Genomic DNA, 16,690 nt, shown 5'->3' on the forward strand with positions numbered 1-16,690 from the left:
CGACCCACCGCCGCTTCAATCAACGGGAGAGAAAATCTCCAAGCGCGGCAAAGAAGCCGTCGAAATCATCCCATGGAATCATATGCCCTGCATTTGGCACCCGGGTAATTTCCAGCCCCGGATAAAGCGAGCGGGCCTCGTCCACGTCGACGCTTTCGATCACGCCGCCACGGCCGGCAACCATCAACATGGCCGGCTGCTTGAGCTTCGGCAGATCCGGGAAGATGTCATCCTTGTGGAAATCTTCAAACGCCGTAACGATCGCCGGCTCGTAGCAGGTGTGCAGCCATTCGGCGCGCAGGGCGCGTTGTTCCTCGGTCCATGTCGGGCAGAACGCCTTCATGTCTTCGGCGGTCATTCCTTGCAGCGACTGGCGAATGGAATCCACATACCAGGGCAGCTTGCTTGGATACGGTCGGCGGCCCGGGCCGGAAACCGGCGGATCGATCAGCGCAAGCCGCGAGAAGGCGGCGGGTGCCGCGATCGACGCGCGAATGGCGATGCGGGCACCCATGGAATGGCCAAGCAATGCCGGCTGTTCCAAGCCGAGCGCCGCGGCAAAGCCGACGACATCGGCCGCCATCGAATTCAAACCATAGTCCAGATCCGGACCGGTCGAGGACAAGCCGCGACCGCGCACATCGATAACATAGACATCATGGCGCTCCGCAAGCCTTTCGGCGACGAAGCCCCAGGTGATCGCCGGGCTGGTGATGCCCGGGATCAGGACGACAGGTCGGCCCTTGCCTCCATAGCGCAGATAGTGCTGGCGGATGCCGTTCGCGAAGACATTCGCCCCGTACAGCGCCGCGCCGCTCATGCCGCGGTCTCGCTCTTCAGCGGTTCGGCGTAGATGTCGTAGCCGTAGACCCAGGCCGGATCCTCCTGTTTGAGCAGGAAAGTGTTGGCGTTCGACACGGTCTGGACACGGGTCGCACGGTCGCGGCGATTGGCCTCGTACATTCCGAAAGCGGTCTTGAAGCCGTTGACGCCGGTCTCCTGCAGGCACCGGGTCAGCATGGCGGCATCTTCAATTGCCATCGCGGCACCCTGCGCCATATGCGGCTTCATCGGATGGCACGCATCTCCAAGTAGCACAAGACGGCCCTTGCTCCAGAGCGGCAGCGGGTTACGGTTGAACAACGGCCATTTCGTCACCCCATCGGTGCTTTCGATCAGCGCCTGAATGACCGGATGGTATCCCTCGAATGCCGCCGCCATCTCTTCGCGGCTGCTGTCGACGAAAGCCGAATCGAATTCCCAGGCCGGATGCGGAACGCCGGTGACATAGTAATATTCGTCGCGCCGAGCCGTCGTGTAGTAGACCATCATATGACGGTCCGGGCCCCACCACTTGACGCAATCTTCGAATGTCAGGTCGTATTTCTTCAGCTTGTCGGACGAAATGAGTGCACGGTGACCGACCCAGCCGCTGTAATTCGGCTTCTCTTCACCAAGCAGCGTTTCGCGAACGCGCGAATTGATGCCGTCGGCGCCGATTACGATGTCGGCGCGCACGGAGGTGCCGTCCTCGAATTCGACGAGCACGTCCGTGCCGCTATCATCGACGCGAGCGAGCTTCTTGCCGAAATGCAAGGTGCCGGGCTGCAGCGCGTCACACTGGATCGCCTGCAGGTCACCGCGGTGAACGGTGCAATAGGTCTGGCCGTAGCCTTCAAGCGGAACCCTGGCGGTGTATTCGCCGGTAATGCCGTCGCGGCTGAACCAATGGCTCGGCGTGCTGCTGATGCCGATCACCTTCTTGTCGACGCCGATGCGCTCGAAAATTTTCAGGACGTTCGGTCCCATATGAATACCGGCGCCCAGACGCGAGAAGCTCGGCGCCTGTTCGTAGACGTTGACGTCGAAATCCGCGTGCTGGAGCAGCGCGCCAGCGACCGTGCCGCCGAGGCCGGCGCCGATAATCGCGATCTTCTCTTTTCCGTTGGACATGGCGACCTTTCTTGGCTGCCTTATCGGCAGCGTTGTTCCCATCATTATGAAGTCTGCGAAAACTCTAGCGCATACGCTCTAAATTGCAATGGTGAAGCTTTGATTTTCGTCAAAAAGCGTCAAAAACTGCCTGATAATTGGATAATATAGCGAAATTCCACTTACTGAATTCACCTTGTCATTTATCATTATGAAGCGTATACACTTATAAAAAATATAAAAGGGGCAATAGATGCGAAGAGTCGGTGACGATCGCATCGTTATGGTTTGCGGGTATCTGCGTGAGGCCTGCTGCGTAACGGTTCGGTTAGCAAGCGAAGACTGGGTCTGTGTCGAGCTCTCTGCGGAGGGCCTGTTTTGACACTGCCAGTTTGCTTCAGTTTGAACGTGAATGACGCCATCAAGAGCGTTGAAGCGAGCCGGGAAACACCGCTTCTTTATATACTTAGAAACGATCTTTTCCTTAACGGTCCGAAATACGGCTGCGGGCTCGGCGAATGCGGCGCATGCGCCGTGCTCATGGATGGCCGTGCGGTCAGGTCATGCACCGTGCCGCTCGGCGCGGTCGGTAACCGTTCGGTGACGACGCTGGAGGGCCTCGGCACGCCTGAACAACTGCATCCGGTTCAGGCAGCCTTCATCGACGAGGCCGCGGCGCAGTGCGGGTATTGTTTGAACGGCATGATCATTGCCACCGTTTCTCTGCTCAACCGCAATGACGATCCCAATGAGGACGACATTCGCGAAGCGTTGCGCCATCATCTCTGCCGCTGTGGGACTCACATGGAAATACTCGCTGCAGCCAGGCGCGCCGTCGCTTATGTCAAGGCCGAACGCGCGCACGTTGAGGCCTCGGATCGTGGTGGCCCCGCGCCCGTTGCACCGGACAACAACACCGAGGTTTCGCCATGAACGACCATCGCGCGATACCCAAAACCCGCTACATGTCCGCTGCCGATGCGCTGCTTGTCGTCAATGATGCGTCGCTGGGCGATGCTGCCGAGCTCTATATCGCCATCGATGCCGACAGCCGTGTGATTGCTTTCAACGGGCACGTCGATCTCGGTACGGGGATTCGTACCTCGTTGGCGCAGATCGTGGCCGAGGAATTAAGTACGCCCTTCGAGCAGGTGGAGATGGTGCTCGGCGCCACGTCGGCTGCGCCGAACCAGGGCGCGACAATCGCAAGCGAGACGATCCAGATCGCGGCGGCGCCTCTGCGTCAGGCTGCCGCCACCGCCCGCCACCATATGCTTTCAAAAGCGGCTGAACGAATGGGTGTGGCCCGTGAGCGGCTGATCCTGAAGAACGGCATCATTCGCGCCGATGGCGGTGAGAACTGGCAGCTCAGCTTTGGAGACGTTGTTGCCGGCGACCATGTCAGGCTCTCGATCGACAACGCGGCGGTCCTCAAGCCCGCATCGGATTACCGGCTCGTCGGCTCGTCACGCCCACGCGTGGACATCCCGGAGAAGGCGACGGGGCGTTGGACCTACGTGCACGACGTGCGCGTGCCGGGCATGCTGCATGGGCGCGTCGTGCGCCCACCCTATGCGGGTTTCGATCACGGTGATCATGTCGGCAACAGTCTGATTTCGATCGACGAAACGTCGGTGGCGCATATCCAGGGACTGGTGGGCGTGGTCGCGATTGGAGATTTCGTCGGTGTCGTCGCGACCCGCGAGGAGATCGCCATCGAGGCGGCAAATAGCTTGAAGGTTGTCTGGCGCGCGCCGCCTGCGTGGCCCGATCTCAATGCGCCGGAACAAGCGCTTCGCGCCAACCCATCGACACCGCGAAAGCTCGCCGATCGCGGCAACGTCGATATGGCGCTCGCCGGCAGCGCGCAGCCGATGAACCGCACCTATATCTGGCCTTACCAGATGCACGGCTCCATCGGCCCGTCATGCGCTGTCGCGGATTATAGCGATGCCGGCCTGACTGTCTGGTCGGGCACGCAAAACCCGTTTCCAATGCGCCGCGATCTGGCGCTGCTTCTCGATATGCCGGAAGATCTCATTCAGGTGGAGCGCCTGGAAGCGGCCGGCTGCTATGGCCGCAACTGCGCTGACGACGTCACGGCGGACGCAGCGCTGCTATCGCGCGCCGTCAAGGCACCGGTGCGGGTACAGCTGACGCGTGACCAGGAACATGCTTGGGAGCCCAAAGGGGCGGCTCAGATCATGGATGTGCGTGGTGGGCTCGATCTGGAAGGCGGTCCATCCGCCTATGATTTCGAAACGCGCTACCCGTCAAACCTGGCGCCGACACTACCGCTGATCCTCACCGGCAAGGTGCCTCCGGTTTCCGATGTCGTGCAGATGGGCGATCGCACCGCGATACCGCCCTACGCCTATGGCAATCTCCGTGTGACCGTGCACGACATGCCACCGATCGCCCGAGCCTCGTGGTTTCGCGGCGTCTCGGCCATGCCGAACACCTTCGCCCACGAATGCTACGTGGATGAGTTGGCGGCAGCGGCGGGTGTCGATCCCATCGAATACAGGCTGCGCTATCTTCATGACCCACGCGCCGTCGATCTTGTCCATGCGCTCGCCGAGCGGGCAAAATGGGTGCCGCACACGACGTGGGGCACACTCGGCGGCGAGGGCGATTTGCTTTACGGCCGTGGGTTTGCCTATGCCGTTTATGTGCACGGCCCTTTCCCGGGCAAGGCCGCCGCTTGGGCGGCTTGGGTTGCCGATGTCGCGGTCAATAAGAAGACCGGTGAGATCGCGGTCACCAAAGTGACATGCGCTCAAGATTCCGGGATGATGATCAATCCCGATGGCGTGCGCCACCAGATTCATGGCAACATCATACAGTCCACCAGTCGGGTACTGAAGGAGAAGGTCGAATTCTCCTCGACCGCGGTCGAATCGAAAGAGTGGGGCGGCTATCCGCTGATCACCTTCCCCGAGGTGCCTGATATCGACGTGCTGATGGTGCCGCGTCAGGACGAACCGCCGCTTGGTGTCGGCGAGTCAGCTTCCGTTCCCAGCGCCTCGGCCATCGCCAATGCGGTCTATGACGCCACCGGCATTCGCTTCCGCGAACTGCCTTTGACGCCCGAACTGGTGCTCGCCGCGTTGAACGGCAAGACGGACGAGCCGGTTGCTGTGCCAAAAGCGAAGAAGCGGAAGTGGTGGAGCATCGGTCTCTCGGGCGCTGGAGCGGTGGCCGCTTTGTCGGGTCTTGTCACGATGGCTTCGCCCTGGCGCCCGGCGATTGGCACCATCCCGCGTCCGGACCTCAATGTTTACAGCGCTGCCACCATCGAACGCGGGCGTCTTGCCGCGGCGGCTGGTGCCTGCAACGTCTGTCACGTCGGCAACGACGGAACGCCTTTTGCCGGCGGCCGCCGCTTCGACACGCCGTTCGGCGCGGTCTATGCCACCAATATCACGCCCGATCTGGAAGCCGGTATCGGCGCGTGGTCCTACACCGCTTTCGAGCGTGCCATGCGCGAAGGCGTAAGCCGCGATGGGCACCACCTCTATCCGGCTCACCCCTATACATCGTTCGCGGGCGCCGAGGATGCCGACCTTCAGGCCTTATATGCCTACATGATGACGCAGGCGCCCGTTGCCGAGAAGGCACCCGAAACGAAGCTCAACTTTCCTTACAACATCCGCGCGATGATGGCGGGCTGGAATGCTCTCTTCCTCAAGGCCGAGCCGTTCAAGTATGTCCAATCCCGCGACGCCCAGTGGAACAGGGGCGCATACCTGGTGGAAACGCTTGGTCACTGTTCCGCCTGCCACACCGAGCGCAATGTGCTCGGCGCGGAAAAGAGCGGCGCCGCTCGGCTTTCCGGCGGCTTTGCCGATGGCTGGGAAGCGCCGGCCCTGAACGCATTCGCCAAGGGCCCGGTTGGTTGGAGCGAGGATGCCTTCTACGACTACCTGCGCACCGGGCATTCGCGTGACCACGGCAGTGCGGCCGGCCCGATGGCGCATGTCGTGGAGGTGATGCAGCCACTGCCGGACAGCGATATCCGCGCGATGGCCAGCTACCTCGCAAGCCTCAACGATGCACCGGTCGAGACCAAGGCGCAGAGCGAGGCCGCCATTGTCGCCAGTGAAGCGGCGAAAACGTCCGCCGCGCGCATTTCACCCAATGGTGAGCGTCTGTTCAACGGCGCATGCGCCACGTGCCATACCGGCAATACCATCCTGTCGTCTCTGGCGCTGAACAGCAACCTGCATGCGGCGACGCCCGACAATCTCATCCAGGCGATCCTGAATGGTGTCGAGGCGCCGGCGATCCTGGCACAGACCACGGGCCGCGAGGCTCCGGAGGTTATGTCGATGCCGGCGTTTCGCCAGCAGCTGAACGAGCGCCAGATCAAGGACCTCGCCGACTATCTTCGTGCACGCTTCGCGCCAGATAAACCGGGCTGGAGCAATACGGCGGATGCTATTAAGCGCGTGACGGCAGCAGGCCACTAAAGGAACAGATGACTTGGAACAGATCCGAACCGGAACGGATATCGATCATCGCGGCCTGTTCGAGAACCCGACTGCTGCGTTTCGTCCATCCGCCTATTGGTTCTGGCATTCGATTCCAACGGAAGAGGTCTGTCAGGCCCAACTCAGCGATTTCAAGCTGAAGGGGATCGGTACTATCCTGATCCAGGCGCGGCTTGCGATGTCTCGCGACGACTATCTGTCGCCGGCCTATCTTGAAGCCTATCGGACCGCTGCCGGCATAGCCGCCCGGCTTGGGCTGAAGCTCGGGATCTACGACGACTACAACTGGATCAGCGGACACGCCGGCGGCCGCACCGTCGCTGGTCGCGACGACTTGCGCGAGCGCCATCTGTTCTGGTCGTCCTCTGGAAAGGCACGGGGTGAGATCAGCGGCATCCATCCGCCATTCACGCGGATGATGGGCGCCGATATCGTCGAATGGCAATATGAAGGCAGCGTTGTCGAATGGTGCGAATGGACCGTAGAAGCCGCGCTGCTTCATTCGTCGGCGACGATCGAGAGCCTCGATGAGGTGGTCGACGTGACTGCGCGGACCTCTATCGTCGACAGCGTCGATGCTGCCTGCGTGTATGCGTTCGACGGAACGATCTGGGACGGCCAGATGCTGACCGTGTTCGTCAGCGCCCGGTCGATTACATCGCGGTTGATCAACTATCTTCTGCCGGAGGCGGCCGAGCAGTTCATCGCGGTTGGGCTTGATCCGCTGATTGAAATGCTTGGTGACCTCGTGCCCGATCCCGTCAGCTTCGTATTTTACGACCAGCCCGCCGCAGGCTTCTACAAGTGGGATCAGATCTGCGGCGGTCTCGGCAACAGCCTGCTGTTCTCACCAAGCCTGATCGACGCGGTGTCGAGCGGCACCGGAGAATCCTTTGCCAAGGCCCTGCTGGCCTTGGCGCACCACGTTGGCCCATATACCCTGTCGGTACGCGCGGGATTTTATGCCGCCTATTCGGGATTGATGAACGAGGCCTTCTCCGGAACGTTGCGCGGATGGGCCGAGAGCAGGGGCATTGAGTTCACGGGCCACGAAATTCTGCCCCACATCAGCTCTTGGTCGTTGAACGGCGGCTTCACCAGCATCGACCCCCGGGTGGCGCTTGCCGTCGACTTCTTCGGCATCGATGCTTACAGGCACCAAACAGCGGTCGATTCCAACAATTTCGTCGCCCAGCTTGCGCCCAAGATCGGCGATTCCGTTGCCCGCTCCAATGGCCGTAGCCGTTGTATCGTCGAAACCTATGCCAGCGCCGAGCGAACGCCAGTGCGCGCCGCCGGGCAATGGGAGCTTACGCTGGAAACGATGCGGGCGCAGGCGATCCGGCTCTATTGCCTCGGCACCCGCCAGTTTCTGTGGCACGGCGTCTACCAGACGGATGGGCGGGACAACGATCCTACGCCCTTTGCCAATCCGCGTTTCGATTTCGCGCCGGGCATCAACTTCGAGCCTTGGTGGGGCTATCACGATCTGTTCGCACAGGAGACTGCGCGAATTTCCGCCTTCATCGAGCCAGCCACGCCGCGCGCGCCGGTGGCCATCCTCTACCCGCTTCATACTGCCTTCGCGGAAGGTCCGCGACACAGCCACGCCACCCATATCGGCGCGTGGTGCCAAGGGCTTCTGGCCAAGCGCTGCGACTTCATGTTCGTCAGCGAGGCCGATCTGATCAAGGCCAGGATCGACGGCGGCCGCATGTGGGTCTCGGGGCTCTCTTTCGATGCCGTGATCCTGCCATCGGTCTCTGTGCTGCAAACCGGAGAAACAGTGCGGGCGCTCAACGCCTTCGGCGCTGCCGGCGGTGTGGTCGTGTCCTCGGGCGATCGCCTGTCGACCGTATGCGACGCTGCCGTTCGCACGGATGCCGTTGCATCGACGCATATCGACCTGATGCCCGGCGCCAGTGATATCGAGGCGCTTCTGGAAGCACTGCCGCCGTTTGGTCCCGTCATCGCCGGTCGCGCCGCGCGGATGCCCTGGCAATGGGTAGGTCACGAAGCCGATGGCTGGTGGCGGATTGTGCTATTCAATGACGGCGCAATGCCCGTGGTCAGCGAGATTTCATTCGGTGACGGTTTCGACTGCGAAGTCTGGTCCGCGGCGACCGGCAAGACGGAGCGAGCGGCCGCCTTCAACCATCTGACTGTCACGCTCGAGCCGCAGGAGGTGCGCTGCCTGCGCTTGCGTCAAACTGCGGAGCGCGCGATAGGCGCGGGCCATCTCACAACGCAGCCGCCGCTCGATCTTGCACGCTCGATCTCTCTCGTCGAGGGCTGGAGTTTCGCGCCGGAGTGCAGCGCCAATTTCGTGCCGATCTCGGTCGAGAGCGGATGGGAGACGCAGGGTTTCAACGAATTCTCGGGCACCGGCATCTACCGGCTGGCGTTGGAGATCGGCGACGAGGCCGAGTGGTTTCTTGAATTGCCCGAGGTCGCGACCGTGGTCGCCGCCCGATTGGATGGCCGGCAAGTTGATCGACTTGGCTGGCGGCCCTATCGATTTTCGCTGGGGCGACTGCAACCCGGCGTCCACTCCTTGGAACTGCGCGTCGCGAACACGGCGGCAAACCGCTATTACGCCAACACGCCTTATCTCGGCAATACTGCCGACAAGAGCGGCCTGTCGGCAGTACCGAAACTTATTCCGTTGACCCACTGACCGGAAGTTACAGAGCCATGCTACAACATTCGACAATCCCCCTGATGCGTGCCTGGAACAGCTGGTCAAGCCGGCCGGCCGAAATGGTCTTCCTGCCGCTCGGCGTGCGGATCACGCCGGTTCTCTATTCGACCCGAAGCAAGACGACCTCCGCGATCGAGCCGCGGCGCGATGCGGTCCGCCTTGGCCGCCACACCATCGACGGCTCGCTGATCGAGTTGGAGACAGAGCTCAGTGGCACCACGGTCGCCTTTTCGACGACGAAGACCGATCCTTTCGCCATCCGGGGCCGCTGGAACGGCAAGGTCTGCGCCGAATGGGGGCTACGGTTCTGGCTGACGCTGGCAATCTCCTCCGATGGCGGTGAAGTGGCGACGCATGACGCAGGTCGAAACATCACGCTCTTGAAGGTCGGCACACGCTTCGTGGCGATCGCGACTGCCGAGGCGCCGGTGCACGTCATCGGCCACGACACGATCGACGCGCTGCGGGCCGACTTCGAAGAGAACGGCTATTTCTACACCGCCACGCGCAAAAACGAAGCGCCGGTGATCGCCCTGCGCTTCAATCTTGAGATGATGCGCCAGGGCGCATATGCGGCCGGCGTCGCAGACAGTGCCGAGCTGGCGATCGCCAAGGCGCAAGCGTGCCTTGCAGCCGGCGCGCCGACTGAACTCGCCGACACCCAGACAGGCGTGTTCGAGGGCGCGCTTGACGCGATGCGAGATGTCGTTGCCTGGAACACCATCTGGGACGAAACCAACGCGCGGTCCTACACCGCGGTCACGCGCATCTGGAATCTCGGAAAATTCGCCGTCTGGTTCAACGACCAGATTTTCGCGGCTCTTCTGGCCGGCGTGTTCGACGCCGATCTGGCACGCGAGAATATGGCGACGGCCATGGCCAGCGCCACGCCGCAGGGCAATATCGCCTGCATCGTCACCTCCAATGATGCCTGGGTCGATCGAAGCCAGCTGCCGTTCGGTGCGCTCGTCGCCTGGCAGCTTTATCAGCGCACCGGCGAACGGTCGATGATCCAGGCAAGCTACGACGCGCTCGCGCGAAACCGCCGCTGGTGGCAGGAGAATCGCGATCCCGATGGTTTCGGTCTGCTGTCGTGCGGCACGTCCGATGTGGGTGAGGGTCTCTACAAGGGGACTGCGTTCGCTGCCCGTAACGAAACCGGCATGGACAATTCCGCGACGCATGACGAGGCGATTTACGATCCCGTCACCCGTACGCTGTCGACATTTGATCTGGGCTTGAATTGCGCGGCAGCGCTCGACGCCGAAATGCTGTCGAAAATGGCCGCCGTGCTCGGCAAGCACGAGGACGCCAGCGAATTTGCGGCCCTGGCTGAGCGTCAGCGTACGCTGATCTCCGAAACACTGTGGGATGAGGAACGCGGCATCTTCGCCAATCGCCAGCGGCGCGGTGGTTTTGTCCGATCGCTGTCACCGACCAGCTTCTATCCGCTGCTGTGCGGTGCGGCGACACCGGCGCAGGCCGCGCGTCTGCTCGAGCATCTGAGCGACGAGACGACGTTCGGCGGCGATTTCGTGCTGCCGAATGCGACGCGCGACGACCCTGCCTTCGCCGATAACGTTTACTGGCGTGGCCGCATCTGGCCGAATGTCAATTACATGGTCTGGCTTGGCTTGCGGCGCTACGGCTTCATTGCGGAAGCGAGCAAGCTCGCAAGCCAGAGCTACGACCTCTTTATGAAATCCTGGCGCACGGATCGCATCGCCGCCGAAAACTATAATGCCTTAACGGGCGAGGCGATGGATCAGGGCGATACCGATCCCTTCTACATCTGGGCAGCAATGCTGCCGCTGATGGCGGCAGGCGAAATTGTCGATTTCGATCCATGGACAGGCTTTACCGTCCGTAACACGGGCCGCGATCTGGCGGTGGGGCCGATGGTTTCGCCGTTGGGAGCCTTGGATATGCGGGGCGAGGCTGGCCAGTTGTCTATGACGCTCAATGGTCGAGCAATGTTGCGGACGGACCTGCGAACGACGCTTTCGCGCATCGTGATGACCGATGGGCGGCTTTCCTGCACCGTCGCACCTGTCGATGCAGCCGGCTACATCGACCTGCCGGGCCTGGAGCCCGGCAACGTCCTTGCTGTCCGTCTCGACGGACATGATATCGGCTGTCGTGCAAGTGTTGACGGGCTGCGCCTCACGATTGCGGAGAGCGACGAAGAGCGCCGACTTGACGTCTATTTTTCCGCTGCGAACGCAAGCTGACGCAAGGTAGCGCTTGACACTTGTCAAATCGTCATTGATAGTTTGTGTGCAAATAAAAAAATAAAAGACTGATTGCGAAAATCAGAGGGTTTGAACTGAAGGTCTGCTGACAATCGAATGATTTAAGTGGAACTTTGTAGAAGCTGGGCGCTTTTGTATCGAATGCATGTTGATGTATCGCCTTTCGGCGGTGCAGGCTTTTGCTCGACCTGAAATCTTGCGCTTCGAGCATTCGATCTTCTCTGATTATAGTTTGTATACATACGTTTTGATGTGCGCTTAGCACGTCTTCCGTTTTCGGCTCTGCCGATCCGTTGAGGTCGCTGACCGCGGTCACGATCGTCCATAACCGTGTATGTTCCAGAGGGGTGCCACAATGACTGAACTCACCAGACGCAACACGATGAAGTTGATGTCCGCAGCGCTTGTCGCCGGCGTTAGTTTCTCCAGCCTGCCGCGCAAGGCTTTTTCGGCCGGCACCATCACTGTCCTGAATTGGCAGGGTTACGGCACGGACGAAGCCTGGTCCGTGAAGGCTTTCACCGAGAAGACCGGCATCGCGGTCGTTCACGACTACTACAGCTCGGAATCGGAAATGCTGACCAAGCTGCGCACCAATCCTGGCGCCTACGATCTCGTCGTTCTCAACGCCGCGCGCTGCGCCCAGGCCGTTGCCGAAGACCTGCTGCAGCCGATCGATTTCAGCAAGGTTCCGAACGTCTCGACCGTTGACGAGAACCTGCGCTCCAATCCGAATTTCAACAAGGAGGGCAAGGGTTACGCTGTTCCTTGGGTGTGGGGCATGACCTCGCTTGCCATCCGCGAAGGCATGCCGGTTCCAGACAGCTATGCTGTTCTGGCGGATCCCGCCTACAAGGGCCGCGTCGCGATGGACGACGATGCCATCATCAACATTGGTGTCGGCGCCCTGATGAGTGGCCAGGATATCAACGATCCGAAGGACCTTGCCGCGGTCACGGCCGCGCTGAAGTCGATCAAGCCGAACGTCAAGCTTCTCTGGTCCACCGAGGATCAGTGGAACAAGTCGTTCGCGGCCAAGGAATTCGACCTCTCCCTGTTCTGGTCGGGCGGTTCGGTGCGCTCCAAGCGCAACTCGAAGCTTCCTGTTCAGTTTGTTGTCCCCAAGGAAGGCGGCATCGGCTGGGTGGATGGCCTGGGCATCCCGGCTTCGGCTCCGAACGTCGAAGGCGCGCTCGCTTTCGCCAACTGGATGATCGATCCGACCTTCTACGTCGAATGGGCAACCAAGGTCGGCGCACCGGCTTCGTCGAACTCGGCCGCTCTCGGGGCGTTGCCGGCGGATGACTTGAGCCGCCAGGTGCACAAGCCTGAATACCTGAAGACCATGGGCATCGTCTCGGGCATTCCAGATGATCGCCGGGAAGCCTTCAACAACGTATGGCAGGAAGTGAAAGCCTTCTATGCACAGTGATCAAGCGACATTGGCGTCAGAGCGCGGACCTTCGGGTCCGCGCAGTCGGGGCGCACTCCCGTCTTGGGTTTCGGCGACCGCCTTGCTGCTTCCGACCTATGGTTGGTTGACGCTTGCAGTCTTCCTGCCGCTGCTGACAATGCTTGTGTTCAGCTTCATGTCGGCGACACCGATGGGCAAGGCTCCGATCGTCTTCACACTGAAGCAATATCGCGCTTTCATCGATCAGCCCTACCTGGTCGGCATCGGCATCACGTCGCTGTTGATCGGCTTCTGGACGACGCTGTTTTGCGCTGTTCTCGGTTTCCTGGCCGCCGTGGCGCTTGTCCGTTCGACCTTCGGCAAGACGCGCGAGATGCTGCTGATCCTTATTCTTCTACCATTCTGGACCAATGGCCTGGTGCGCGTCTTTTCGTGGACGATGGTGCTCCGGGAAAACGGTTTCCTCGACAATCTGCTGCACATGATCGCCCCGGATGTCGGCTCCATAGGCTTTCTCTATACGCGATATGCCATCGTGGTCGGTCTGGTTCATGGCTATCTGCCGTACATGATCCTGACCTGCTACATCGCCCTTGTCGCGATCGACGACGCGATAATCGAGGCCGCTGCAAGCCTTGGCGCGCGCTGGTGGACGATTCTGTTCAAGGTTCTGGTGCCGCTCGCCGCTCCCGGCCTCATTTCCGGGTCCGTTCTGATCTTCATCCCTGTCATCGGCTCGTTCATGGAGCCGCGCATCCTGGGTGGTCGTGTCGGGGTAACCATGGGCACGGTGATCGAGGACCAGTTCACGCAGGCCTTCAATTGGCCGCTGGGCGCCTCGCTCTCCTTCACGCTGCTCGCCGTCGTGCTTGCAATCTTCGCAACCTTCTCCGGCGTTCTGCGCCGTGGCACGACAGCTTGAGGAGAAGATCATGAAATCGCTTGGACGTGTCTATCTCATCGCGATCCTGATCTTCCTCTACACGCCCATTCTCGTGATGATGGCGATGGGCTTCAATGCCTCGCCGCTTTACGAACTGCCGTTCAGCTTCTCGCTGCGATGGTATCAGGCGCTGTGGAACAACTCCGTGCTCCTGACCGCAGGCCTGAACAGTATCATCATCGCCTCGATCACCGCCGTGCTGGCGACGGCGCTCGGCACCATGGCCTCGGTGGCGCTGTCGCGGCGGACGTTCCGCGGCAAGAGCTTCCTGCAGCTGATGCTGCTGCCGCCGATCGCCATTCCGTGGCTGATCACCGGCACCGCGATGCTGATCTTCTTCTATTGGAGCGGTATCGGGCGGGGTATGCATGCGCTGCTGATCGGCCACGTGGCGCTTGCGATCCCTTACGTGGTCCTTGTCGTCGGCACCGGTTTCAGGACCATTCGCGCGGACCTCGAAGAAGCGGCGATGAGCCTCGGCTCGACACCGGTTCATGCGTTCTTCTCGGTGACCTTGCCGCTGCTCTATCCGAGTATCCTTGGCGCCGCGCTGTTCGCATTTGCCGTGTCGCTCGACCAGTTCGTTATTTCGTACTTCCTCGCCACGCCCGGCTACACCACGCTGCCGGTGCAGATCTACTCCTCGATCCGCAAGGGCTTCACCCCTGAAATCAACGCGATCTCGACCGTCCTTCTCCTCGGTTCGATGACGATCATCCTGATTTTTGCGCGCTTCGCCAAGCCCGGAGACACCCGTGACAAACGTTAAAGTCAATTCCGTCGCCAAGACCTACGGCACCACGCCGGTCCTGTCCGATATCACCACCGAATTCCCGGAAGGCTCCTTCACCAGCCTTCTCGGCCCGTCGGGTTCCGGCAAGACCACGCTGCTGCGCATCATCGCGGGCTTCATCAAGCCGGACCAGGGCGTCGTGACCATCGGCAATAACGATGTCACCGACATCCCCGTCTGGGGCCGCAACATCGGCATGATGTTCCAGTCCTACGCGCTGTTCCCGCACATGACGATTGCCCAGAACGTGGCCTTCGGCCTCGAGCGCCGGGGCATCAAAGGCGCTGCCGCCCGCAAGGAGGTCGACCGCGCTCTCGATATGGTGCGGTTGCCCGGCTTTGGCGATCGCACGCCCAAGCAATTGTCCGGCGGCCAGCAGCAGCGCGTCGCGCTCGCCCGTGCCATCGTCATCAAGCCAAGCGTGCTTCTGCTAGACGAGCCACTGTCGGCGCTCGACCGCCGCCTTCGCCAGGAGATGCAGGTCGAACTACTACGCATACAGCGCGAGAGCGGCCTGACAACGATCTTCGTCACCCATGATCAGGAGGAAGCACTGACGCTATCCGACAAGGTGGCCATTCTCGACAAGGGCCGCATCGTCCAGATCGGCGACCCGGAAACCGTCTATGAACGTCCGCTGACACGCTTCGCGGCGGAATTCCTTGGCGATTCAAACTTCCTGTCGGGGACTGTCGAGAACGGCGCCGTGCGTCTTGCCGACGGCAAGCTGGTCAAGACTACGGGGACGTTGCCGCCAAGCGGCTCGAAAGTGACGCTCGCGGTCCGTCCGGAAAAGATGTCGATCGTGTCCGGCCCGACAGATGGCAATAGCCTGACGGCTCGGATCACGACGGTCATCTATGCAGGTCCCGTGCTTTCCTATCTGCTTGAGGGGCCTGGTGGGTTGCCATTGAAGTTGTTCGCGCAGAACCGCGACGGCAAGGTCCTGAGCGATGGCGACACCGTCACCCTGAGCTGGGGTCCGGAACACACCGTTCCGGTGGCAGACTGATCATGGCGCCCGCGCCGCTCTCCAAGAATACGTTGCATGTCGTCATCGACATGCAACGTCTGTTTGCCGAGGAAACGGCGTGGCATACACCAGCAATCGCCGATATTCTTCCGAACGTGCTGGCGCTCAGCCAAGCGCGCCCGTTCGACACGATCTTCGTCCGATTTATGGTTCCCCAGAACGCGGAAGATGCAAAAGGCCGCTGGAAGAACTACTATCGCCGCTGGTCATTGGTGACGCTCGATGAGCTCGACGCAACCGTGCTGGATCTGGTCGCGCCGCTGGCGGCGATCGCCGGTCCAGGCTCCATCGTCGACAAAGAAACCTATTCCGTCTTCGGTTCGCCTGGTTTCGCCGCCCGCTTGCAGAACTCGGGAACGGACACTCTGATTTTCTCGGGTGTCGAAACAGACGTCTGCGTCTACGCGAGCGTTCTCGATGCAGTGGACGCGGGCTACCGGGTCATCCTGGCCGAGGATGCGCTGGGAAGCGGTGACATGAAAGCGCACGCCATGGTAACCGAGATCTTGGTGCCGAGGCTTTCGGAGCAGATCGAGATCTTATCGACACAAGCCATCCTGAATTTATGGCGAGACTGAGTTCGACAATGCAATTGCCAATCACGACGAACAGGCAGATTTGAGAGATCCGATGGATGTTCCCTTCAAAGACAAGGGCGGCCGCAGGAAGGCGGCAGTGCCTAAGGTTCAAGGCCAGCAGGCCGAGTATGCGCTTGGCGAACAGATCGGCTTCTATCTGCGGCAGGCAAACCAGCGGCACGTGGCGATTTTTGCGAGCCTGATGGCGGAGAAACTGACCACGACCCAATGGGCAGCGCTGGTCAAGCTCAAGGAGCTGCAGCCCTGTTCGCAAGGCAATCTCGGCCGCGAAACCGCCATGGACATGGCGACAATCAAGGGGGTCGTCGATCGACTGGTGAAGCGCGGGCTGGTCCACACAGCACCTGACGCAACCGACGCACGGCGGCTGGTGCTGACGCTGACGCCGGACGGCGAGGCGATGGTCGATCGCAACCTGGCGGTCGCACTGCAGATTTCGCAGGAAACACTGAGCACCCTGACGCTTGCCGAGCGGATGATGCTGATGGAACTCCTTCAGAAAATCTGCTGACAGACGCCGGCTCGCCAAA

12 protein-coding genes are annotated in these 16,690 nt (G+C 61.1%); 10 read left to right on the forward strand and 2 right to left on the reverse strand.

Annotated features, from left to right (window positions below; genetic code table 11):
• Positions 1 to 19: 19 nt before the first annotated feature.
• A complete protein-coding gene (locus ACPYOP_RS14675) occupies positions 20 to 820 on the reverse strand; it encodes an alpha/beta fold hydrolase (protein WP_481411097.1) in 801 nt (266 codons plus the stop codon).
• On the reverse strand, positions 817 to 1,953 hold the full coding sequence (locus tag ACPYOP_RS14680; protein WP_481411098.1) for an FAD-dependent monooxygenase: 1,137 nt from the start codon (positions 1,951 to 1,953) through the stop codon (positions 817 to 819). The genes ACPYOP_RS14675 and ACPYOP_RS14680 overlap by 4 nt, the downstream gene beginning before the upstream one ends.
• A 381-nt stretch (positions 1,954 to 2,334) precedes the next feature.
• Between ACPYOP_RS14680 and ACPYOP_RS14685 the strand changes: the two genes are divergently transcribed.
• From ACPYOP_RS14685 to ACPYOP_RS14730, 10 genes are all read left to right on the forward strand, one after another.
• Complete coding sequence (locus ACPYOP_RS14685; protein ID WP_481411147.1) at positions 2,335 to 2,865, forward strand: (2Fe-2S)-binding protein; 531 nt, start codon at positions 2,335 to 2,337, stop codon at positions 2,863 to 2,865.
• Positions 2,862 to 6,404 carry a molybdopterin cofactor-binding domain-containing protein gene (locus ACPYOP_RS14690; protein ID WP_481411099.1) on the forward strand — a complete coding sequence of 1,181 codons (3,543 nt, stop codon included), beginning with the start codon at positions 2,862 to 2,864 and terminating at the stop codon, positions 6,402 to 6,404. Before ACPYOP_RS14685 ends, ACPYOP_RS14690 begins: the two co-directional genes overlap by 4 nt.
• Positions 6,405 to 6,417: 13 nt before the next feature.
• Positions 6,418 to 9,102 (forward strand): carbohydrate-binding protein, encoded by a 2,685-nt coding sequence (locus ACPYOP_RS14695; protein ID WP_481411100.1) that lies wholly within the window; start codon positions 6,418 to 6,420, stop codon positions 9,100 to 9,102.
• Between the two features lie 17 nt (positions 9,103 to 9,119).
• A complete protein-coding gene (locus ACPYOP_RS14700) occupies positions 9,120 to 11,357 on the forward strand; it encodes an MGH1-like glycoside hydrolase domain-containing protein (RefSeq protein WP_481411101.1) in 2,238 nt (745 codons plus the stop codon).
• A 376-nt stretch (positions 11,358 to 11,733) separates the two neighbouring features.
• Positions 11,734 to 12,810: an ABC transporter substrate-binding protein gene (locus ACPYOP_RS14705; protein WP_481411102.1), complete on the forward strand. Its 1,077-nt coding sequence runs from the start codon at positions 11,734 to 11,736 to the stop codon at positions 12,808 to 12,810.
• On the forward strand, positions 12,800 to 13,714 hold the full coding sequence (locus tag ACPYOP_RS14710) for an ABC transporter permease (protein ID WP_481411103.1): 915 nt from the start codon (positions 12,800 to 12,802) through the stop codon (positions 13,712 to 13,714). Before ACPYOP_RS14705 ends, ACPYOP_RS14710 begins: the two co-directional genes overlap by 11 nt.
• Positions 13,715 to 13,724: 10 nt before the next feature.
• On the forward strand, positions 13,725 to 14,504 hold the full coding sequence (locus tag ACPYOP_RS14715; RefSeq protein WP_481411104.1) for an ABC transporter permease: 780 nt from the start codon (positions 13,725 to 13,727) through the stop codon (positions 14,502 to 14,504).
• On the forward strand, positions 14,491 to 15,540 hold the full coding sequence (locus ACPYOP_RS14720) for an ABC transporter ATP-binding protein (RefSeq protein WP_481411105.1): 1,050 nt from the start codon (positions 14,491 to 14,493) through the stop codon (positions 15,538 to 15,540). The genes ACPYOP_RS14715 and ACPYOP_RS14720 overlap by 14 nt, the downstream gene beginning before the upstream one ends.
• Before the next feature lie 2 nt (positions 15,541 to 15,542).
• Positions 15,543 to 16,139, forward strand: coding sequence for a cysteine hydrolase family protein (locus ACPYOP_RS14725; RefSeq protein WP_481411106.1), 597 nt, complete (start codon positions 15,543 to 15,545; stop codon positions 16,137 to 16,139).
• 52 nt (positions 16,140 to 16,191) lie between these two features.
• Entirely contained in the window at positions 16,192 to 16,671 is a 480-nt protein-coding gene (locus tag ACPYOP_RS14730; RefSeq protein ID WP_481411107.1) for a MarR family winged helix-turn-helix transcriptional regulator, read from the forward strand.
• Positions 16,672 to 16,690: the final 19 nt, after the last annotated feature.

This window comes from Rhizobium sp. KNZ2-6A, assembly GCF_056755475.1.

Bases quoted from the DNA above. Each gene is read 5' to 3' on its own strand.
- ACPYOP_RS14675 (WP_481411097.1), bottom strand. From the start codon at position 820: ATGAGCGGCGCGGCGCTGTACGGGGCGAATGTCTTCGCGAACGGCATC.
- ACPYOP_RS14680 (WP_481411098.1), bottom strand. From the start codon at position 1,953: ATGTCCAACGGAAAAGAGAAGATCGCGATTATCGGCGCCGGCCTCGGC.
- ACPYOP_RS14690 (WP_481411099.1), top strand. From the start codon at position 2,862: ATGAACGACCATCGCGCGATACCCAAAACCCGCTACATGTCCGCTGCC.
- ACPYOP_RS14700 (WP_481411101.1), top strand. From the start codon at position 9,120: ATGCTACAACATTCGACAATCCCCCTGATGCGTGCCTGGAACAGCTGG.
- ACPYOP_RS14705 (WP_481411102.1), top strand. From the start codon at position 11,734: ATGACTGAACTCACCAGACGCAACACGATGAAGTTGATGTCCGCAGCG.
- ACPYOP_RS14710 (WP_481411103.1), top strand. From the start codon at position 12,800: ATGCACAGTGATCAAGCGACATTGGCGTCAGAGCGCGGACCTTCGGGT.
- ACPYOP_RS14715 (WP_481411104.1), top strand. From the start codon at position 13,725: ATGAAATCGCTTGGACGTGTCTATCTCATCGCGATCCTGATCTTCCTC.
- ACPYOP_RS14725 (WP_481411106.1), top strand. From the start codon at position 15,543: ATGGCGCCCGCGCCGCTCTCCAAGAATACGTTGCATGTCGTCATCGAC.
- ACPYOP_RS14730 (WP_481411107.1), top strand. From the start codon at position 16,192: ATGGATGTTCCCTTCAAAGACAAGGGCGGCCGCAGGAAGGCGGCAGTG.